The sequence below is a fragment of the Alteromonas sp. S015 genome (assembly GCF_036864485.1).
Taxonomy (GTDB): domain Bacteria; phylum Pseudomonadota; class Gammaproteobacteria; order Enterobacterales; family Alteromonadaceae; genus Alteromonas.
In genome coordinates, this window is sequence record NZ_JAZETO010000008.1 from 89,558 (window position 1) to 105,059 (window position 15,502).

The 15,502-nt window shown below is 45.3% G+C and carries 15 protein-coding genes; 12 read left to right on the forward strand and 3 right to left on the reverse strand.

Annotated features, from left to right (window positions below; all coding sequences use genetic code 11):
• Positions 1 to 150 precede the first annotated feature (150 nt).
• Genes tgt through secF form a run of 4 tightly spaced genes read left to right on the forward strand, consistent with a single transcriptional unit; the run spans position 151 to position 4,474 of the window.
• A complete protein-coding gene (gene tgt / locus V7R42_RS15525) occupies positions 151 to 1,263 on the forward strand; it encodes a tRNA guanosine(34) transglycosylase Tgt (RefSeq protein WP_118493223.1) in 1,113 nt (370 codons plus the stop codon).
• 24 nt (positions 1,264 to 1,287) lie between these two features.
• On the forward strand, positions 1,288 to 1,623 hold the full coding sequence (yajC, locus tag V7R42_RS15530) for a preprotein translocase subunit YajC (protein WP_334021147.1): 336 nt from the start codon (positions 1,288 to 1,290) through the stop codon (positions 1,621 to 1,623).
• Between the two features lie 55 nt (positions 1,624 to 1,678).
• Positions 1,679 to 3,523, forward strand: coding sequence for a protein translocase subunit SecD (secD, locus tag V7R42_RS15535; RefSeq protein ID WP_334021148.1), 1,845 nt, complete (start codon positions 1,679 to 1,681; stop codon positions 3,521 to 3,523).
• A 9-nt stretch (positions 3,524 to 3,532) separates the two neighbouring features.
• Positions 3,533 to 4,474, forward strand: a complete 942-nt coding sequence (secF, locus tag V7R42_RS15540; RefSeq protein ID WP_334021149.1) for a protein translocase subunit SecF — start codon at positions 3,533 to 3,535, stop codon at positions 4,472 to 4,474.
• A gap of 75 nt (positions 4,475 to 4,549) precedes the next feature.
• On the opposite strand, the gene V7R42_RS15545 is transcribed toward secF, so the two are convergent.
• Complete coding sequence (locus V7R42_RS15545; protein ID WP_334021150.1) at positions 4,550 to 5,446, reverse strand: LytR/AlgR family response regulator transcription factor; 897 nt, start codon at positions 5,444 to 5,446, stop codon at positions 4,550 to 4,552.
• A 100-nt stretch (positions 5,447 to 5,546) separates the two neighbouring features.
• On the opposite strand from V7R42_RS15545, the gene V7R42_RS15550 reads away from it, so the two are divergent.
• A complete protein-coding gene (locus V7R42_RS15550) occupies positions 5,547 to 6,869 on the forward strand; it encodes an acyltransferase family protein (RefSeq protein WP_334021151.1) in 1,323 nt (440 codons plus the stop codon).
• A 140-nt stretch (positions 6,870 to 7,009) separates the two neighbouring features.
• Here V7R42_RS15550 and suhB read toward each other — a convergent pair whose 3' ends face one another.
• Positions 7,010 to 7,786 (reverse strand): inositol-1-monophosphatase, encoded by a 777-nt coding sequence (gene suhB / locus V7R42_RS15555; RefSeq protein WP_334021152.1) that lies wholly within the window; start codon positions 7,784 to 7,786, stop codon positions 7,010 to 7,012.
• Between the two features lie 255 nt (positions 7,787 to 8,041).
• Between suhB and trmJ the strand changes: the two genes are divergently transcribed.
• Complete coding sequence (gene trmJ, locus V7R42_RS15560; RefSeq protein ID WP_334021153.1) at positions 8,042 to 8,806, forward strand: tRNA (cytosine(32)/uridine(32)-2'-O)-methyltransferase TrmJ; 765 nt, start codon at positions 8,042 to 8,044, stop codon at positions 8,804 to 8,806.
• A gap of 5 nt (positions 8,807 to 8,811) precedes the next feature.
• Positions 8,812 to 9,636 carry a serine O-acetyltransferase gene (gene cysE, locus V7R42_RS15565; RefSeq protein WP_334021154.1) on the forward strand — a complete coding sequence of 275 codons (825 nt, stop codon included), beginning with the start codon at positions 8,812 to 8,814 and terminating at the stop codon, positions 9,634 to 9,636.
• Between the two features lie 26 nt (positions 9,637 to 9,662).
• On the opposite strand, the gene V7R42_RS15570 is transcribed toward cysE, so the two are convergent.
• Positions 9,663 to 10,265, reverse strand: coding sequence for a TetR/AcrR family transcriptional regulator (locus V7R42_RS15570; RefSeq protein WP_334021155.1), 603 nt, complete (start codon positions 10,263 to 10,265; stop codon positions 9,663 to 9,665).
• A 141-nt stretch (positions 10,266 to 10,406) separates the two neighbouring features.
• On the opposite strand from V7R42_RS15570, the gene V7R42_RS15575 reads away from it, so the two are divergent.
• The 5 genes from V7R42_RS15575 (at position 10,407) to V7R42_RS15595 (ending at position 15,446) form a co-directional block, all read left to right on the forward strand.
• Positions 10,407 to 11,900, forward strand: a complete 1,494-nt coding sequence (locus V7R42_RS15575; protein ID WP_334021156.1) for a flavin-containing monooxygenase — start codon at positions 10,407 to 10,409, stop codon at positions 11,898 to 11,900.
• Positions 11,897 to 12,820: an alpha/beta fold hydrolase gene (locus tag V7R42_RS15580; protein WP_334021157.1), complete on the forward strand. Its 924-nt coding sequence runs from the start codon at positions 11,897 to 11,899 to the stop codon at positions 12,818 to 12,820. Before V7R42_RS15575 ends, V7R42_RS15580 begins: the two co-directional genes overlap by 4 nt.
• Positions 12,810 to 13,622, forward strand: a complete 813-nt coding sequence (locus V7R42_RS15585; RefSeq protein WP_334021158.1) for an SDR family NAD(P)-dependent oxidoreductase — start codon at positions 12,810 to 12,812, stop codon at positions 13,620 to 13,622. Before V7R42_RS15580 ends, V7R42_RS15585 begins: the two co-directional genes overlap by 11 nt.
• A gap of 153 nt (positions 13,623 to 13,775) precedes the next feature.
• Positions 13,776 to 14,261, forward strand: coding sequence for a Fe-S cluster assembly transcriptional regulator IscR (gene iscR / locus V7R42_RS15590; protein WP_014950178.1), 486 nt, complete (start codon positions 13,776 to 13,778; stop codon positions 14,259 to 14,261).
• Between the two features lie 18 nt (positions 14,262 to 14,279).
• Positions 14,280 to 15,446, forward strand: a complete 1,167-nt coding sequence (locus V7R42_RS15595; protein ID WP_334021159.1) for an IscS subfamily cysteine desulfurase — start codon at positions 14,280 to 14,282, stop codon at positions 15,444 to 15,446.
• Positions 15,447 to 15,502: the final 56 nt, after the last annotated feature.

Sequence of the window (15,502 nt, forward strand, 5' to 3'; positions counted from 1 at the left end):
GCGTTTAGAGCGGTGTTTTTCAAGCCATTCTAGGTTAGTTACAGATAAACATAGATACGGGGCATGATCTCAGCCGAATTACTGGTATAATCGCCGCCAATTTATTTTTATACCCAGCGCAAAAGCGCACCAAAGTGGGAATGCTTTCACATGCAATTTGAGTTGTTAAAAACCGAAGGCCGAGCACGACGCGGTCGTTTGGTGTTTGAACGCGGTGTTGTTGAAACCCCAGCGTTCATGCCCGTAGGTACATACGGTACTGTTAAGGGAATGACCCCTGAAGAATTAAAAGACAGCGGTGCACACATCTGTCTTGGAAATACCTTTCACCTAATGCTGCGCCCTGGTACTGGCATTATTCGCCAGCACGGCGACCTGCACGACTTTATGAATTGGGACAAGCCAATTCTTACCGATTCGGGTGGCTTTCAGGTATTTAGCTTAGGTGATTTGCGTAAAATTACAGAAGAAGGCGTAACATTCCGCTCTCCGATAAACGGCGAAAAGATTTTACTTACGCCGGAAAAATCGATGGAAGTTCAGCGCGACCTGGGCTCTGACATCGTGATGATTTTTGACGAGTGCACGCCGTACCCCGCCACTGAGCAAGAAGCGCGGGTTTCAATGGAAATGTCGTTGCGCTGGGCCAAACGCAGTAAAGAAGCCCACGGTGACAACCCAGCGGCATTGTTTGGTATCATCCAAGGCGGTATGTACGAAGGGCTACGCGACGTTTCACTTGCTGGTCTTGAAGCTATCGGCTTTGACGGCTACGCCATTGGCGGTCTTTCAGTAGGCGAGCCAAAAGAAGACATGATCCGCATTATCGATCACACCGCGCCTAAAATTCCAGAAGATAAGCCTCGCTACCTAATGGGCGTAGGTAAGCCGGAAGATTTGGTTGAGTCTGTGCGTCGCGGTATCGATATGTTTGACTGTGTTATGCCTACGCGGAATGCGCGAAACGGTCATCTATTTGTAACAGAAGGCGTTATCAAAATTCGCAACGCGAAGCACAGAAATGACACCTCACCATTAGATGAGAATTGTGATTGCTACACTTGTAAAAACTATTCTCGCTCTTATCTACATCATTTGGACAAGTGTAACGAAATTTTGGGTGCGCGCTTAAACACCATCCATAACCTTCGCTACTATCAGCGTGTGATGCAGGGGCTTCGCGATGCGATTGATGCAGGTACGCTTGACGAGTTTGTACAAGAATTTTATGAACAAAAAGGGTTGCCGGTTCCGGCACTATAACAACGATAATATTTGGGGAATTTTATGAGCCTATTTATCTCGAACGCTTACGCACAGTCTGCTGGTGCGCCGCAAGGTGGCGGCATGGAAATGATCATCATGCTAGCTGTATTCGGTTTAATCTTTTACTTTTTGCTTTACCGTCCGCAAGCTAAGCGCGTGAAAGAGCATAAAAACCTGGTTTCTTCACTGAGCAAAGGCGATGAAGTGTTAACGCAAGGTGGTTTAGTAGGAAAAATCACTAAGGTGTCAGAAGAAAAAGACTTCATCGAAGTGGCACTCAATGACGCAAACAACATTGTTGTTCAGAAGTCTTCAGTAACTGCTGTGCTGCCTAAAGGCACAATGAAGTCACTGTAAGTAACAATCGCCGGGGCCGGGACGCTTTCCGGTGCTGGCACGAAAGGATTATCCAGTGCTAAACAAAAACTCTATTTGGAAAGTACTGAGTGCACTCATTGTCATTGCAGTGTGTGCACTTTATGCGCTTCCTAACATTTACGGTGAAGATCACGCCGTACAAATTTCTGCAGGCCGTGACGCTGTGGTAACTAATGCCACTGTGGAACAAGTAAAGGCCGCGCTAAGTGAAAAGAATATTTCTCCAAAACGCGTTGAATTTGAGAACGAACAAATTTTAGTTCGCGTTTCTGATTCAGACACCCAGCTTGTAACGCGCGAAACGCTTGAAAAGGCGCTTGGCGATGATTATTACGTTGCCATGAATCTTGCACCTGACACGCCAGAGTGGCTTGAAGGCTTAGGCGGCGCGCCAATGAAGCTAGGTCTTGACCTTCGCGGTGGTGTGCACTTCTTAATGGAAGTGGACATGACAGAAGTGATTGCCAAGTCGCTAGAGGATGCAGAAAGCGGCTTCCGTACTTCACTGCGTGAAGAAGGTATTCGCTATCGTGGTGTAAAGCAGGTTGACGATCATATCGACATTACATTTCGTGATGAAGACGCGCTAGACAAGGCTGAGTTCTTTTTGCGCAACCAAAGTCGCGACCTTACTTTTAACCAAGTGGACGACTTAACGCTTCGTGCTATTTTTGCTGAAAGCAAGCTTCAAGAAATTCGCGACAACGCGGTTAAGCAAAACATCACTATCATTCGTAACCGTGTGAACCAGCTTGGTGTGGCTGAGCCGCTTGTACAGAAGCAAGGTGCTGATCGCATCGTTGTGCAGCTTCCTGGTATTCAAGACACCGCCCGTGCGAAAGAAATTCTTAATGCCACAGCAACGCTAGAATTTCGCATGGTAGACCAGAAGAACGACATCCGTGATGCATTGAACGGCCGTGTTCCTCCTGGCTCTCAAGTGATTGAAGATCAGCAGGGCATTCCACAGCTCTTAGAAAAGCGCATTATGCTTACCGGTAGCCATATTATTGATGCGAATAGCGGTGTTGATGAATATGGGCTTCCGAACGTAAACATCTCGCTTGATTCTGAAGGCGGTAATAAGATGTCTCGCTCGACCCGTGGCAACATTGGTAAACCAATGGCTACGGTGTTTATCGAATATAAGTCGACTGGCGAACGTAACAAAGACGGCAAGCTAGTGTTTGAAAAACACGAGCAAGTTATCTCGGTTGCGACGATTCGTGCGCAACTGGGTAGCAAGTTCCAAATCACAGGTCTTGATTCTCCGAAAGAAGCCCGTGACTTAGCGTTGTTACTTCGCGCTGGTGCACTGATTGCGCCAATTCAGATTGTTGAAGAACGTACGGTTGGACCAAGCTTGGGTAAAGAAAACATTGAGCTGGGTATGCAGGCTATTATGTATGGTCTGGCTGCGGTACTTGTTTTCATGTTGATTTATTATAAAGCGTTCGGTGTGGTAGCGAATATCGCACTGATTACAAACTTGGTTATGATTGTAGGCATTATGTCGATGATCCCTGGTGCAACGCTAACGCTACCAGGTATGGCAGGTATTGTACTGACTGTTGGTATGGCGGTAGATGCAAACGTTCTTATCTTTGAGCGTATTCGAGAAGAAATACGTGACGGCCGCAGTCCACAGCACGCCATCCATCAAGGTTACGACAGCGCGTTCTCTACCATCCTAGATGCTAACATTACCACCTTCATCGCAGGCCTAATCTTGTTTGCTGTGGGCACCGGCCCAATCAAAGGCTTCTCAATTACGCTAATGATTGGTATAGCAACCTCCATGTTTACCGCAATCCTAGTTACGCGCGTTGTCGTTAACGCAATATGGGGCGGTCGACGTGTTGAGAAATTGGCGATTTAAGGACGTAACATGCAATTATTAAAACTATCCGATACCGTCAATTTTATGCACCTTCGCATTCCTGCGATGGTGTTGTCGACGGTACTCATTTTAGGTTCGTTTGTGTCGTTAGGCGTTAATAGCCTTAACTGGGGGCTAGACTTCACCGGCGGTACACTTATTGAGGTTGGTTATGAAAATGCCGCTAATTTAGAAGGCATTCGCGCTCAGCTAAACGAAGCGAACTTTGAAGATGCCATAGTGCAGAATTTTGGCAGCAGCCAAGATGTACTTATCCGCATTGCTCCTCGTGATGGCGTTAAAGCCGTGACGATTGGGGAACAGGTACTAGCTGCGCTGCGCGCTGACGGTACTGAGGTTGATATGCGTCGCATCGAATTCGTAGGTCCTAACGTAGGTGAAGAGCTTACCGAGCAGGGCGGCCTTGCGATGCTAGTCGCACTGTTGTGTATTCTAGTTTATGTCGCGATGCGATTTGAATGGCGATTCGCTTTAGGGTCGGTTTCGGCGCTCGCTCACGACGTTATTCTTACGCTAGGTTTATTTTCAGTACTTCAAATCGAATTTGACCTTACGGTACTTGCAGCGGTGCTAGCGGTAATTGGTTATTCACTTAACGATACCATCGTTGTGTGTGACCGTATTCGTGAGAATTTCCGTAAAATTCGTAAAGGTGAGCCTGTTGAGATTATCAATATCTCACTAACGCAAACCCTAAACCGTACTATCATCACCTCATTAACCACGGTGTTGGTATTGGTTGCGTTATTCTACAAGGGTGGTGCGCTTATTCACGGGTTCGCTACCGCCTTGTTATTCGGTGTAGTTGTAGGTACTTACTCATCGGTGTATATTGCAAGTTCAGTGGCACTTGCATTGGGTATTAGCAAAGAAGACCTTATGCCACCACAAGTGGAAAAAGAAGGGGCAGATTTAGATCCTATGCCTTAGTTTTACACGCTTGAAACGTACAAAAAACCGCATCTATGATGCGGTTTTTTTATCCTTTATTAAAAGTGGAATTTACTATTGATTGAGGGCTAATGCTTGTTTCAGATCATCTTTATATCGCCTGGAAAGCGTTACTGATTGACCGTTATTGAGCATTATTGTTCCATCCCCTGTTTCTTCATAACTTATAGACACAATGGCAGGTATTCGCACTGCGTGCGATCGGTGCACTCGCATAAAGCCTTGACGCGCTCCTTCTTCACAAAACCGGCCAAGGGTATAACGCAAGGGATAAACACCCACGTGAGTATGAAGGTTAATGTAGTTTCCTGAGGCTTCTATTCGCTGTATGTCAGTGACTTGAACCAAAAACTCCTTATTGAGCTTTTTCACCAATAAATAGTCAGGTAAGGTGCTGGCCACGTTGTCATTCGTTATCTGTGATGTGTCGCGTGTAATAGGTGATGCTTCACCAATTAAGCGTTGATAGCCAAACCGTGCAATATAGTAAAAAGTAATCAGGGTAATATAGCCCCATACATCCTTTCGATATTCGTAGATGAACTCATTGAGCCATATCCCAAAGTCATAATTACGTTCAGAGAACAAGTAGACAAGCTTTCGAAACGCTACCATTAATGATACATGGGCTACTGAAAATAAACTGGCGAGAGCAAAATGCCATCCAAGCCATGTCGCACCCACTTTTACTTTCTGATCGAGTGTACGTATAGCGATAATTAATGGGATGACGAGCAAAGCGGTACTCAAAGCACTCGAGTATTCCCAAACGAACGGCTCCCAAATTGCTACGCTGTTATCGTCGCTTCGAGAAAATTCAGTCCAATTAGATACAGCATTGATCGAATTGTTTATAAACAAATAGGCTACAAGCAAAAAATATGCAGCGTATTTATGTTTTGACTCAGAATCCCTTAGAAACTGACTCCATTTTTCATCCCAGTTATTCACCGCTTAACCCTTTTTCTCTTACTTTTCGTCACTTAGGCGTTTGCTGTTGGACGTCTATCACATTAGATGCAACACGTTAGTTAAGCACTATTGAATAGGAGTGAGGACATTGACGCAAGCATATGTTGGTCAGGAAGCAACGTTTGTTGACAGAACTTCAGAGGGGGAGGCGAGTGAGAAGGCCGTGGTCGAGAGTCCTGTCACTCAGCGTTATTTCGAATTAGATGCGCTGCGAGTCGTCGCATTTGGTGTACTCATTTTTTATCACATTGGAATGTATTACGTTCTAGAGTGGGGCTGGCATATAAAAAGCGATGTGCAATTTCCACTATTACAAGATGTGATGATATTGACCAACCAATGGCGTATGTCTTTATTATTTTTGATTTCTGCCATGGTATTTACTGTCGTTCTGCACCGGGCTTATGACAAACCGACCTCTCGCTGGCGTGTATCACTTTTACTACTGGAGAAGCGGGCGTTGAGGATATTAATTCCTCTTGTATTCGGTATGTTCGTTATTGTTGCGCCACAAGTTTATGTAGAGTGGACAGTAAGCGGGGAGCTAAATACGCCGTTCAGCGAATTCTACATTGCCTACATCAATCCAAATACCGACTTGTTTATCGATAAACAATCGGTAATTGGCTTACTGACATGGAACCACCTTTGGTTTTTACCTTACCTTTATGTATACAGCGCTATCATTTTGCTGCTTTTCCCGCTGCTCAGATTTTTGGAAGTGAAGGCGTTGAGAGTACTCGATAGCTTGGCGTTGTTTAGCGTGTTAGTGGTGACGATCATGACTGCCATATGGTTAGAGCTACGCACAGCATACCCCACGTCTCACGACTTGCTTAACGATTGGTATAGCCACGCAAAGTACTTTTTCGTGATGCTGGTAGGTATTGTGGTTGTGCTTAGACCCGCATTGTATGCTGCAATTATGAGGTCCCGTTACGTAAGCTTAACCATTGCGATAGTACTTTACAGCGTCATAATTTTAGACCGGCACGACTTGCTAGGCCCTACAGGGCAGTTGATGGAGTCGTCTCATGGGTTTCGTGTTTTGGTTGGTGTAGTCGTTGTACTTAATCACTGGGCATGGTTAGCAGCGATATTAGGATTTGGTCGAAAATATCTATTTAGACCGAGTAGGGTAGTGAACTACTTAAACAAAGGGGTAATGCCTTACTATATGGTGCACCAAACGATAATAGTGGTGGCGGCGTTCTATTTGAGCTCCCGTGTTTCGTCAACGCTCGGAGAATTTATTTTGATAACGCTAATTACCGTTGTTGGGTGTGCACTGACATACGAAGTTGCGAAGCGCTTTTTAATACTTAGATTCTTGTTTGGCCTTAGGTTAAATACCAGTCCGCATAGCTCATTGCCCACTCAGCGAAATTTAAAATGTTCGTAATCGCGGCGTGTTACCGCAGGTATAACGAAACCAATAAGTGAGAAAAAGAAAAGGCGCTATGTCACGTCATTCGTGTCATAGCGCCTTTACTGTTTAACTGTGCTTGGTTTATTGGCTCAGTTTATGTGCTTACGAGCGATTTACTTAAGATGCTTCACTAAGCCTTGAACAACCTTCACGCTACCAGCAACAATTTCGCCTTTGTGAAGCGGGTCGTTTCCGCCTTTAAAGTCTGTTACCAGACCGCCAGCTTCACGAACAATAAGTTCACCTGCTGCAATATCCCAAGATTTAATGCCGCGCTCCCAGTAACCGTCGTGACGACCAGCCGCAACGTAGGCAAGATCTAACGCTGCGCTACCTGCGCGGCGAATGTCACCCACTTCGTGGAAAATTTTGTTCAGGCTTAGTGCATATTCGCCAAATTGAGACTTGTTTTTAAACGGTAAGCCAGTAGCAATAATGGTTTCAGAAAGGTCGCGAGGCTTAGATGCACGAATACGATAACCGTTAAGCTGCGCGCCTTGACCACGGCTTGCGGTGAATAGTTCGCTGCGAATTGGGTCGAAAACAACCGCTTGATCTAAGCGACCTTTGTGAAGAAGGGCAATTGAAACGGCAAAATGAGGAATGCCTTTTACAAAATTGGTGGTGCCATCTAGCGGATCAATAATCCACTGATAGTCGGTTTCTTTGCCGTGAACTTCACCAGACTCTTCGCCTAAAAAGCAGTGTTCTGGGTATGATTGCTGAATTTTATAAATAATTGCTTGTTCTGCTTCTTTATCAACTTGTGTAACGAAGTCGTTCAAGCCTTTTGACTCTGTCGCTACTTCATTATGTTTTTCAAAACCACGAACAATAACTGTTCCAGCCGCACGCGCAGCGCGCACCGCAATATTCAGCATAGGATGCATAGATAAACCACCAATTGTAAAAGACCAATGAAACAAACCAGCTGTACAAAAAATAGCTAGTTGTTTTCGAAAACGGGCGGAGTCTACCAGAATCTATGCGCGATGCAAATGAAATCCCAGAACAATAGCGTGAATAGCCATCTATACTGCCGCTGTGTTAGACTTCACGCTATTAAGGTCTATAAGATAGTGCGCCAAAAGCGCGTATTATCAAATTAAAGACGCTATCCAAATCAGTACGTAGGTATTTCACGCATGCTCGAGAATATTCGCATTATTTTAGTTAACACGTCTCACACGGGAAACATCGGCTCGACAGCAAGAGCCATGAAAACCATGGGGCTGAGCAGCTTATATCTTGTCGACCCAGTAAATGAGCCAGACGGCCAAGCCAGTGCATTGGCAGCAGGGGCTGGCGATGTGCTAGCAAATGCCAAAATTGTTAGCACATTGGAAGAGGCAGTTAAAGACTGTGGTTTAGTAGTGGGAACATCTGCTCGTTCTCGCACGCATTCATGGCCTATGTTAGGTCCGCGCGACTGTGGCGAGAAGCTTGTCCAAGAAGTAGAAAAGTACCCGGTAGCGCTGGTATTTGGGCGTGAAAACAGTGGATTAACTAACGAAGAGCTGCAGCAGTGTCATTTCCATATGTGTATACCAGCGAATCCTGAATACAGTTCACTTAATTTAGCGGCTGCAGTGCAAACCCTTTGTTATGAAATTCGCATGGCCTATTTAAATCGTGAAACCTATCCAAGCGTCGAGGAAGAATATCCACTGAATGATGATTTGGAGCGTTTTTATACGCATTTGGAAACCACGCTGGAAGGCACGTCGTTCATTCGCAAAAGTCATCCCGGGGTTGTAATGACCAAGTTACGCCGTTTGTTTAATCGAGCACGCCCTGAGTCTCAAGAGCTTAATATTTTGCGCGGTATATTGGCGTCTATCGATAAATCGGTAAAGCATGCTAATGCGGGTGATGCAGACTCTGTGAAAGCAACAGAAGAAAACGAGTAAACACGATGTTCGCCCGTATAAAAGATGATATTCAAGGTGTATTTCATCGCGACCCTGCGGCCAGAAACACCTTTGAAGTGCTAACCAACTACCCTGGCCTTCATGCAGTATGGCTACATCGCGTTAGCCATAAATTGTGGAAGGCTGAATGGAAATGGCTGGCACGTAGCTTATCAACTTTTAGCCGATGGCTTACGGGCATCGAAATTCATCCTGGCGCTACGCTAGGACGGCGCGTATTTATCGATCATGGTATGGGTGTGGTCATTGGTGAAACCGCAGAAATTGGCGATGATGTCACGCTTTACCACGGTGTTACTCTTGGAGGCACCAGCTGGCGAGCGGGTAAGCGACATCCAACCCTTAAAAAAGGTGCTGTAGTCGGCGCTGGCGCTAAAGTATTGGGGCCTATTATTATCGGTGAAAACGCCAAGGTAGGGTCTAACTCTGTGGTTGTTAAAGATATCCCTGACGGCGCTACGGCGGTGGGGATCCCCGGTCGTATTATTATCTCGAAGCATAAAGAGATGAATGCGTCGGTAAGCCCTCAGCGCGATAAAATTGCCCAGAAATATGGTTTTGATGCCTATGCTGTGGCGCCAGATAATCCTGATCCTGTGGCGAATGCCATGGGTATAATGCTAGAACATATGCACCAAATGGACACAAAAGTGGAAGAGATGTGCAAGGTCATTCAGTCGTTAGGTGGCGATGTATGTACCGATAATTTACACAATATTAGCGCTGAAGATTTCGCAGAAACGGGTTTCGACCTAACGGAAACCCAAGAGCGAGAGAGGGCGCATTCTTCTTTCGATCCTGCGATATAAGAAATGGCTGTAGGCAGCGGAGCGCTCTAATTTAACTGCAACTGGTTAACTGTGCCTATAAAAATAGCAAGCGACGTATCAATAATATCATCGATGTTGGCTTGATATTGGCTGTTTACCCATACCATTGCACTATTAATTAAGCTGCCTGTTAGCGCTGCACCAACAAACTGCATTTGCGTATCAGATAGTTGTTTTGTGTCAGGCAAAGACGAAGTTAAATAAGACATCATCAAAGCGGCAAAATCTGCTGAGCAACGGCTGTAAAGCCGGTCAACGCGTTCACTTACGCCTAATACTTCGGTGTGCGTGATTCGGGCAAACTTTGGGTCAGACATAGCTCGATAAAAGCATTCTAACCCCGGGCGAATGCGCTGCGACGGCTCGCTATTTCCTCTTGCCTTTTCAAGTACCTCTTTTAATCGAAGGCGAAAATCATCCATCAGTTTCTCGTAACAGGCTACGAGCAAATCTTCTAAGTTCGAGAACGACTCATAGAAATAACGGTTTGTTAACTCTGTTTGTGCCGTCAGCATACGCATAGTTGTTGACTGAAATCCCACAGTGCCAAACAGCAATATACCTGCTTCAATAAATCGCTGGCGGCGCAGCACGATTCTCTCGGACATTGAGATGCCTGAATACGTGCGCTCTGTTGATGCTTCGGATGTTAAAGAATTATTTTTCATAGTCAGCATATTATGCATTGACGACTCAGTTGCAACAACATACATTAAAGTGACAACGTCCGTTATCACATTGAGGCTAGCATGCAAAACACAGTGCCATTTTTAGATGTATTGATTGTCGGAGCAGGTATTTCAGGAATCGGCTGCGCTTATCACTTGCAAAGTAAGTGTTCGGATTTGACCTACTCCATAATCGAAGCTCGTGCAGATCTGGGAGGGACCTGGGATCTATTCAAATACCCCGGTATTCGTTCAGATTCAGACTTGTTCACGTTTGGGTATGACTTCAAGCCTTGGAAAGAAAAGAAAGCTATTGCTGACGGTAGCTCCATCAAGGCATACATCGAGCAAACAGCAAATGAGAATGGCATCAGAGAAAAAATACGCTTTTTAACACGAGTTGTTGAGCTAAATTGGCAAAGTGATAAGCAGTATTGGTTAGTGACCATACGCTCAGAAGAAACAGGGCATACTGAAAAAGTCGCAGCCAGATGGGTTTTTAATGCATCGGGTTATTATCGTTATGACAAAGGGTATACACCTGAGTTTAACGGACAGTCGAGTTTTTCAGGTGACATCATACATCCCCAGCAATGGCCCGAAAACTTAGAGTATGATGGTAAGCGCGTAGTTGTAATAGGAAGTGGCGCTACTGCTGTCACATTAGTACCTTCAATGGCAAAAGCGGCTTCTCACGTAACCATGCTGCAACGAACGCCCTCATACGTATTGCCCGTTCCAACACAAGACCCTATAGCGAAGCATTTAAGACCTCTAGTCGGCGATAATTTAGCTTTCAAAGCTGCTCGGCGATTTAATATTGCGAAGCAGCGTTGGGTATATGCTTTTTGCCAACGCTTTCCTAATCGCGCTCGAAAAATTATACGTGATTTGAATGCTAAAATGCTGCCTGAAGGATTTCCGGTTGATACGCACTTCAACCCCCCTTATAACCCATGGGAGCAGAGACTCTGCGCAGTGCCGGGAGGAGACCTGTTCAAAGCGTTATCAAATGGTAGTGCATCGGTAGTAACAGACAATATTAAAAACTTCACAGAAACAGGTATTCAACTTGAATCTGGGGAGCATATTGATACAGATATAATAGTTACCGCTACTGGACTTAATCTGCTGCCACTAGGGGGGCTAGTTCCGAAAATAGATGGAAAGGCAGTATCGCTTCCTCAGTGTGTTACATACAAAGGGATGTTACTAAGTGGCGTGCCTAACTTTTCTATTGCAGTAGGGTACACATCCTCTTCGTGGACTTTGAAAATCGGTCTTCTGTGTGAGCATTTTACGCGATTATTGAATCATATGAAGCAGCACGATTATTTACAATGTACGCCTATTGCAGACCCAAAAATGGAAACACAGCCGTTGCTAAATTTCGGTGCAGGATATATTCAACGCTCAATCGAGCAGTTACCGCGTCAGGGGACGCATTTCCCTTGGTCGATGTCTTGGAACTATGCAGAGGATGTAAAAATATTTCGTAAAGGTAAGGTGGACGATCCTGCCTTGATGTTTGAGAGGAGCCTTGAGACAAAAAATACTGCCGAGGTGGCACTATGAGCCTAGCCTTACACCAAGAACAGTTTATTACGCTAAAGAATGGGGATACGTTTTGCTACGCGGAGCATGGTAACAACACACAAGGTACAATTTTGCTTATTGCGGGCCTTGGGCTGCAATTAGTGTACTGGCCAAGCGCCTTAATAGAGCGGTTGGTGACTAGCGGTTACCGAGTGATTTGCTTTGATAACCGTGATGCGGGACGTTCAGTTCGAAGTACCACTCCACACCCAAGTTTGCTTCAACAGTTACGAGGAAAAGCGCCAAAAGGGGCATATGGGTTAGACCGTATGGCAGAAGACACTGCGCAGCTTTTGGAAGGACTAAACATCAACAGTGCACATGTAGTTGGTATGTCGATGGGGGGAATGATTGCGCAAACACTGGCAAGCACTTACCCAGATGTTGTTGATTCAATGACCTCTATATTTTCAACTACTGGAAGTAGAAAGGTTGGCCAACCCTCTTACTCTACGTTATGGCGAATTGCCAGAGCGAAGGCCCCGAATAGTGAAAATGACGCGATTATGAATTATCGCGCCATGATGACTCATATAGGCGATATCAATGCAGAAGGGGCGACAAGTCAATGGCAACAGTATGCGAAGCTTGCCTGGCATCGAAACGGTTCTAAAAGTGACTCAAAAGCGGTATTTCGTCAAATTGGCGCCATTATGAAATCAGGTGATCGTACTCGATTACTCGAAAAAGTGTCAGCCCCTACATTGGTCATTCATGGTGATGTTGATCGCATGGTGCACCCAAGTGGCGGTGTTGCAACAGCAAATGCTATTTCTGGAGCAAAGCACCAAGTGTTACGTGGCCTACGTCACCAAATAGATACGATACAGTCTCATCGAATAGCCGACAGTATATTAGGCCATATAAAATTACACACGGGTCATAAACATGAAGCTTAAAGGAAGTGTCGCAGTTTTAACTGGTGCCGCAAGTGGAATTGGTAGAGCATTAGCTATTCAGCTATGTGCATCAGGATGCAACTTAGCGCTCGTCGATCGCGATGAGGGTGGATTGAAAGAAACAGTTTCGTGCTTACCTTCTCACAGTCAGAGTGTAACCTTGCATATTTGTGATCTGTCTATAGCCGAAGATGTGAAGTCGCTGCCAAATGAAATTCTCACAAAACACAATTCTATCGATGTGCTGATAAATAACGCAGGAGTAGCACTTGGAGGTAGTTTTGAACAAGTTAGCGAAACAGATTTTAACTGGCTAATGAGAATTAACTTTGACGCTCCAGTTTCACTTATTCGCGCTATCTTACCGACTATGCGCAAAGTCGGTAGTCCCACAAAAATAGTCAATATTTCAAGTCTTTTCGGGCTAATTTCGCCACCTGGGCAGGCTGCATATAGTGCTAGTAAGTTCGCTGTACGCGGTTTTAGTAATGCTCTTAGATATGAATTGAGAGATACAAATGTAACCGTCTTAGTCGTGCATCCAGGGGGAATTGCCACGTCGATTGCTGATAATGCTAAAGCACCATCAAGTGCCAGTGACGCTGAAATATTTCGCCAGCGCAGGATGATGAACGCATTTCTTAAGTTTCCACCTCAAAAAGCGGCGAGTGTGATTATAAAAGCTATTGAAAATGATAAGTCCCGTTTGCTCATAGGGCTCGATGCAAAAATTTTGTCGTTTATCGAACGGTTGATGCCAGTATCTTATTGGAGCGTGATTGCAAAACTGATGAAACGATAACGAGTAAACCTTTTTCGTTAAACTAGAATATTTATTATTCATAAAAAACGTTTGTATTAATCAATAATACCTGACTAATTTACTGGGTCTTATACTTGACCATTTTAGTCGGGTATGTGAAAATTCCCGCACTACAAACGGCGGGAGAATCCAATGAAACTCACTTCTAAAGGGCGCTATGCGGTTACCGCAATGCTTGATGTCGCTTTGCATTCAAAGCGTGGTCCAGTGCCTCTTGCCGACATTTCAGAACGACAAGAAATTTCTTTATCTTACCTTGAACAGCTTTTTTCTCGATTGCGTAAAGAGCAATTGGTAGACAGCGTCCGCGGGCCTGGCGGCGGCTATTTGTTAGGCCGTGAAGCAAGCAAAATTGCGATAGGCGAAGTTATTCGCGCCGTCGACGAGTCCATTGATGCGACACGTTGCCAAGGACAAGCAGACTGCCAAGGCGGCGATCGCTGCCTAACGCATAGCTTGTGGCAAGACCTAAGTGATCGCATTGCGGCGTTTTTAAATTCAATTACGCTGGGCGAGTTAATGGCAAAGCGTGATGTGCAAGAGGTAGCCGACCGTCAAGACGGTAATGCCTCACTTCGTCATATCACCAAAGATATTGAAGTTAGTATTCAACTTTAAATTGGTATTGAGTAACCCATGGCTTTATCAACACCCATTTATTTAGATTACGCAGCAACAACACCGGTAGACCCAAGTGTGGCCGAGGCAATGGCAAAATGCCTAACGCTGGATGGCAACTTTGGTAACCCAGCTTCTCGTAGCTATCGCTTCGGCTGGATGGCAGAAGAAGCGGTTGATGTTGCTAGAAATCAAATCAGCGACGCGCTTAATTGCGACCCTAGAGAAATTGTTTTTACGTCGGGGGCCACTGAATCAAACAACCTTGCTATAAAAGGCGTCGCCCAAGGTTATGCCAATAAAGGCAAGCATATTATTACCATTAACACTGAACACAAAGCAGTGTTGGATACCTGTGAGTACTTACAAAACCAAGGCTTTGACGTTACGTATCTTAAAGTACAGCCAAACGGGTTAATTGATTTAAATGATCTCGAAAACGCGTTGCGCGACGACACTATTTTGGTGTCGGTGATGCATGTGAACAATGAACTTGGCGTTATCCAAGACATTCAAGCTATTGGCCAGCTTTGTCGTGACAAAGACATCCTTTTTCACGTAGATGGCGCGCAGAGTGTGGGCAAAATTGCCATTGATTTGGCAGAGCTTCCGGTAGATTTGTTGTCTATTTCGGCGCATAAGATATACGGCCCGAAGGGGATGGGGGCCTTATATGTGCGTCGTCGTCCCAAAATCAATTTGGTGGCACAAATTCATGGCGGTGGCCATGAGCGCGGCATGCGGTCAGGTACATTAGCCACCCATCAAATTGTTGGAATGGGTGAAGCTATCGCGCTGGCTTCTTTAAAAATGAAAGAGGATAGTGCGCGTATATTAGCGCTGCGTGAATCGCTGTGGCAGGGCCTTCAACAGCTCGACGATGTCTATTTAAACGGCCACGCAACACAGCGCATCCCGGGTATCCTAAATGTGAGTTTTGCGGGAGTAGACGGCGAAAGTTTGATGATGGGCTTAAATGACATTGCCGTATCTTCAGGGTCGGCATGTACGTCAGCGAGTTTAGAGCCTTCGTATGTGTTAAAAGCGATTGGCCGCAGTAATGAGCTGGCTCATGCAGGAATCAGATTCAGCGTGGGGCGTTTTACGACCCAAGAAGACATTGATTACGTAATACAAAAAGTAGTGGACGTAACCACAAGACTACGCCAAGCGGTTTCAGCATAAGCGCTTGTATATTCGTTTAGTTAAACGTTTGACTGAGCGCTCACAATTAGCGCCTA

Excerpts from the sequence above, each read along its gene's own strand:
- tgt (WP_118493223.1), top strand. The coding sequence starts at position 151 with ATGCAATTTGAGTTGTTAAAAACCGAAGGCCGAGCACGACGCGGTCGT.
- yajC (WP_334021147.1), top strand. The coding sequence starts at position 1,288 with ATGAGCCTATTTATCTCGAACGCTTACGCACAGTCTGCTGGTGCGCCG.
- secF (WP_334021149.1), top strand. The coding sequence starts at position 3,533 with ATGCAATTATTAAAACTATCCGATACCGTCAATTTTATGCACCTTCGC.
- suhB (WP_334021152.1), bottom strand. The coding sequence starts at position 7,786 with ATGCATCCTATGCTGAATATTGCGGTGCGCGCTGCGCGTGCGGCTGGA.
- trmJ (WP_334021153.1), top strand. The coding sequence starts at position 8,042 with ATGCTCGAGAATATTCGCATTATTTTAGTTAACACGTCTCACACGGGA.
- cysE (WP_334021154.1), top strand. The coding sequence starts at position 8,812 with ATGTTCGCCCGTATAAAAGATGATATTCAAGGTGTATTTCATCGCGAC.
- V7R42_RS15570 (WP_334021155.1), bottom strand. The coding sequence starts at position 10,265 with ATGTCCGAGAGAATCGTGCTGCGCCGCCAGCGATTTATTGAAGCAGGT.
- V7R42_RS15575 (WP_334021156.1), top strand. The coding sequence starts at position 10,407 with ATGCAAAACACAGTGCCATTTTTAGATGTATTGATTGTCGGAGCAGGT.
- V7R42_RS15580 (WP_334021157.1), top strand. The coding sequence starts at position 11,897 with ATGAGCCTAGCCTTACACCAAGAACAGTTTATTACGCTAAAGAATGGG.
- V7R42_RS15585 (WP_334021158.1), top strand. The coding sequence starts at position 12,810 with ATGAAGCTTAAAGGAAGTGTCGCAGTTTTAACTGGTGCCGCAAGTGGA.
- iscR (WP_014950178.1), top strand. The coding sequence starts at position 13,776 with ATGAAACTCACTTCTAAAGGGCGCTATGCGGTTACCGCAATGCTTGAT.
- V7R42_RS15595 (WP_334021159.1), top strand. The coding sequence starts at position 14,280 with ATGGCTTTATCAACACCCATTTATTTAGATTACGCAGCAACAACACCG.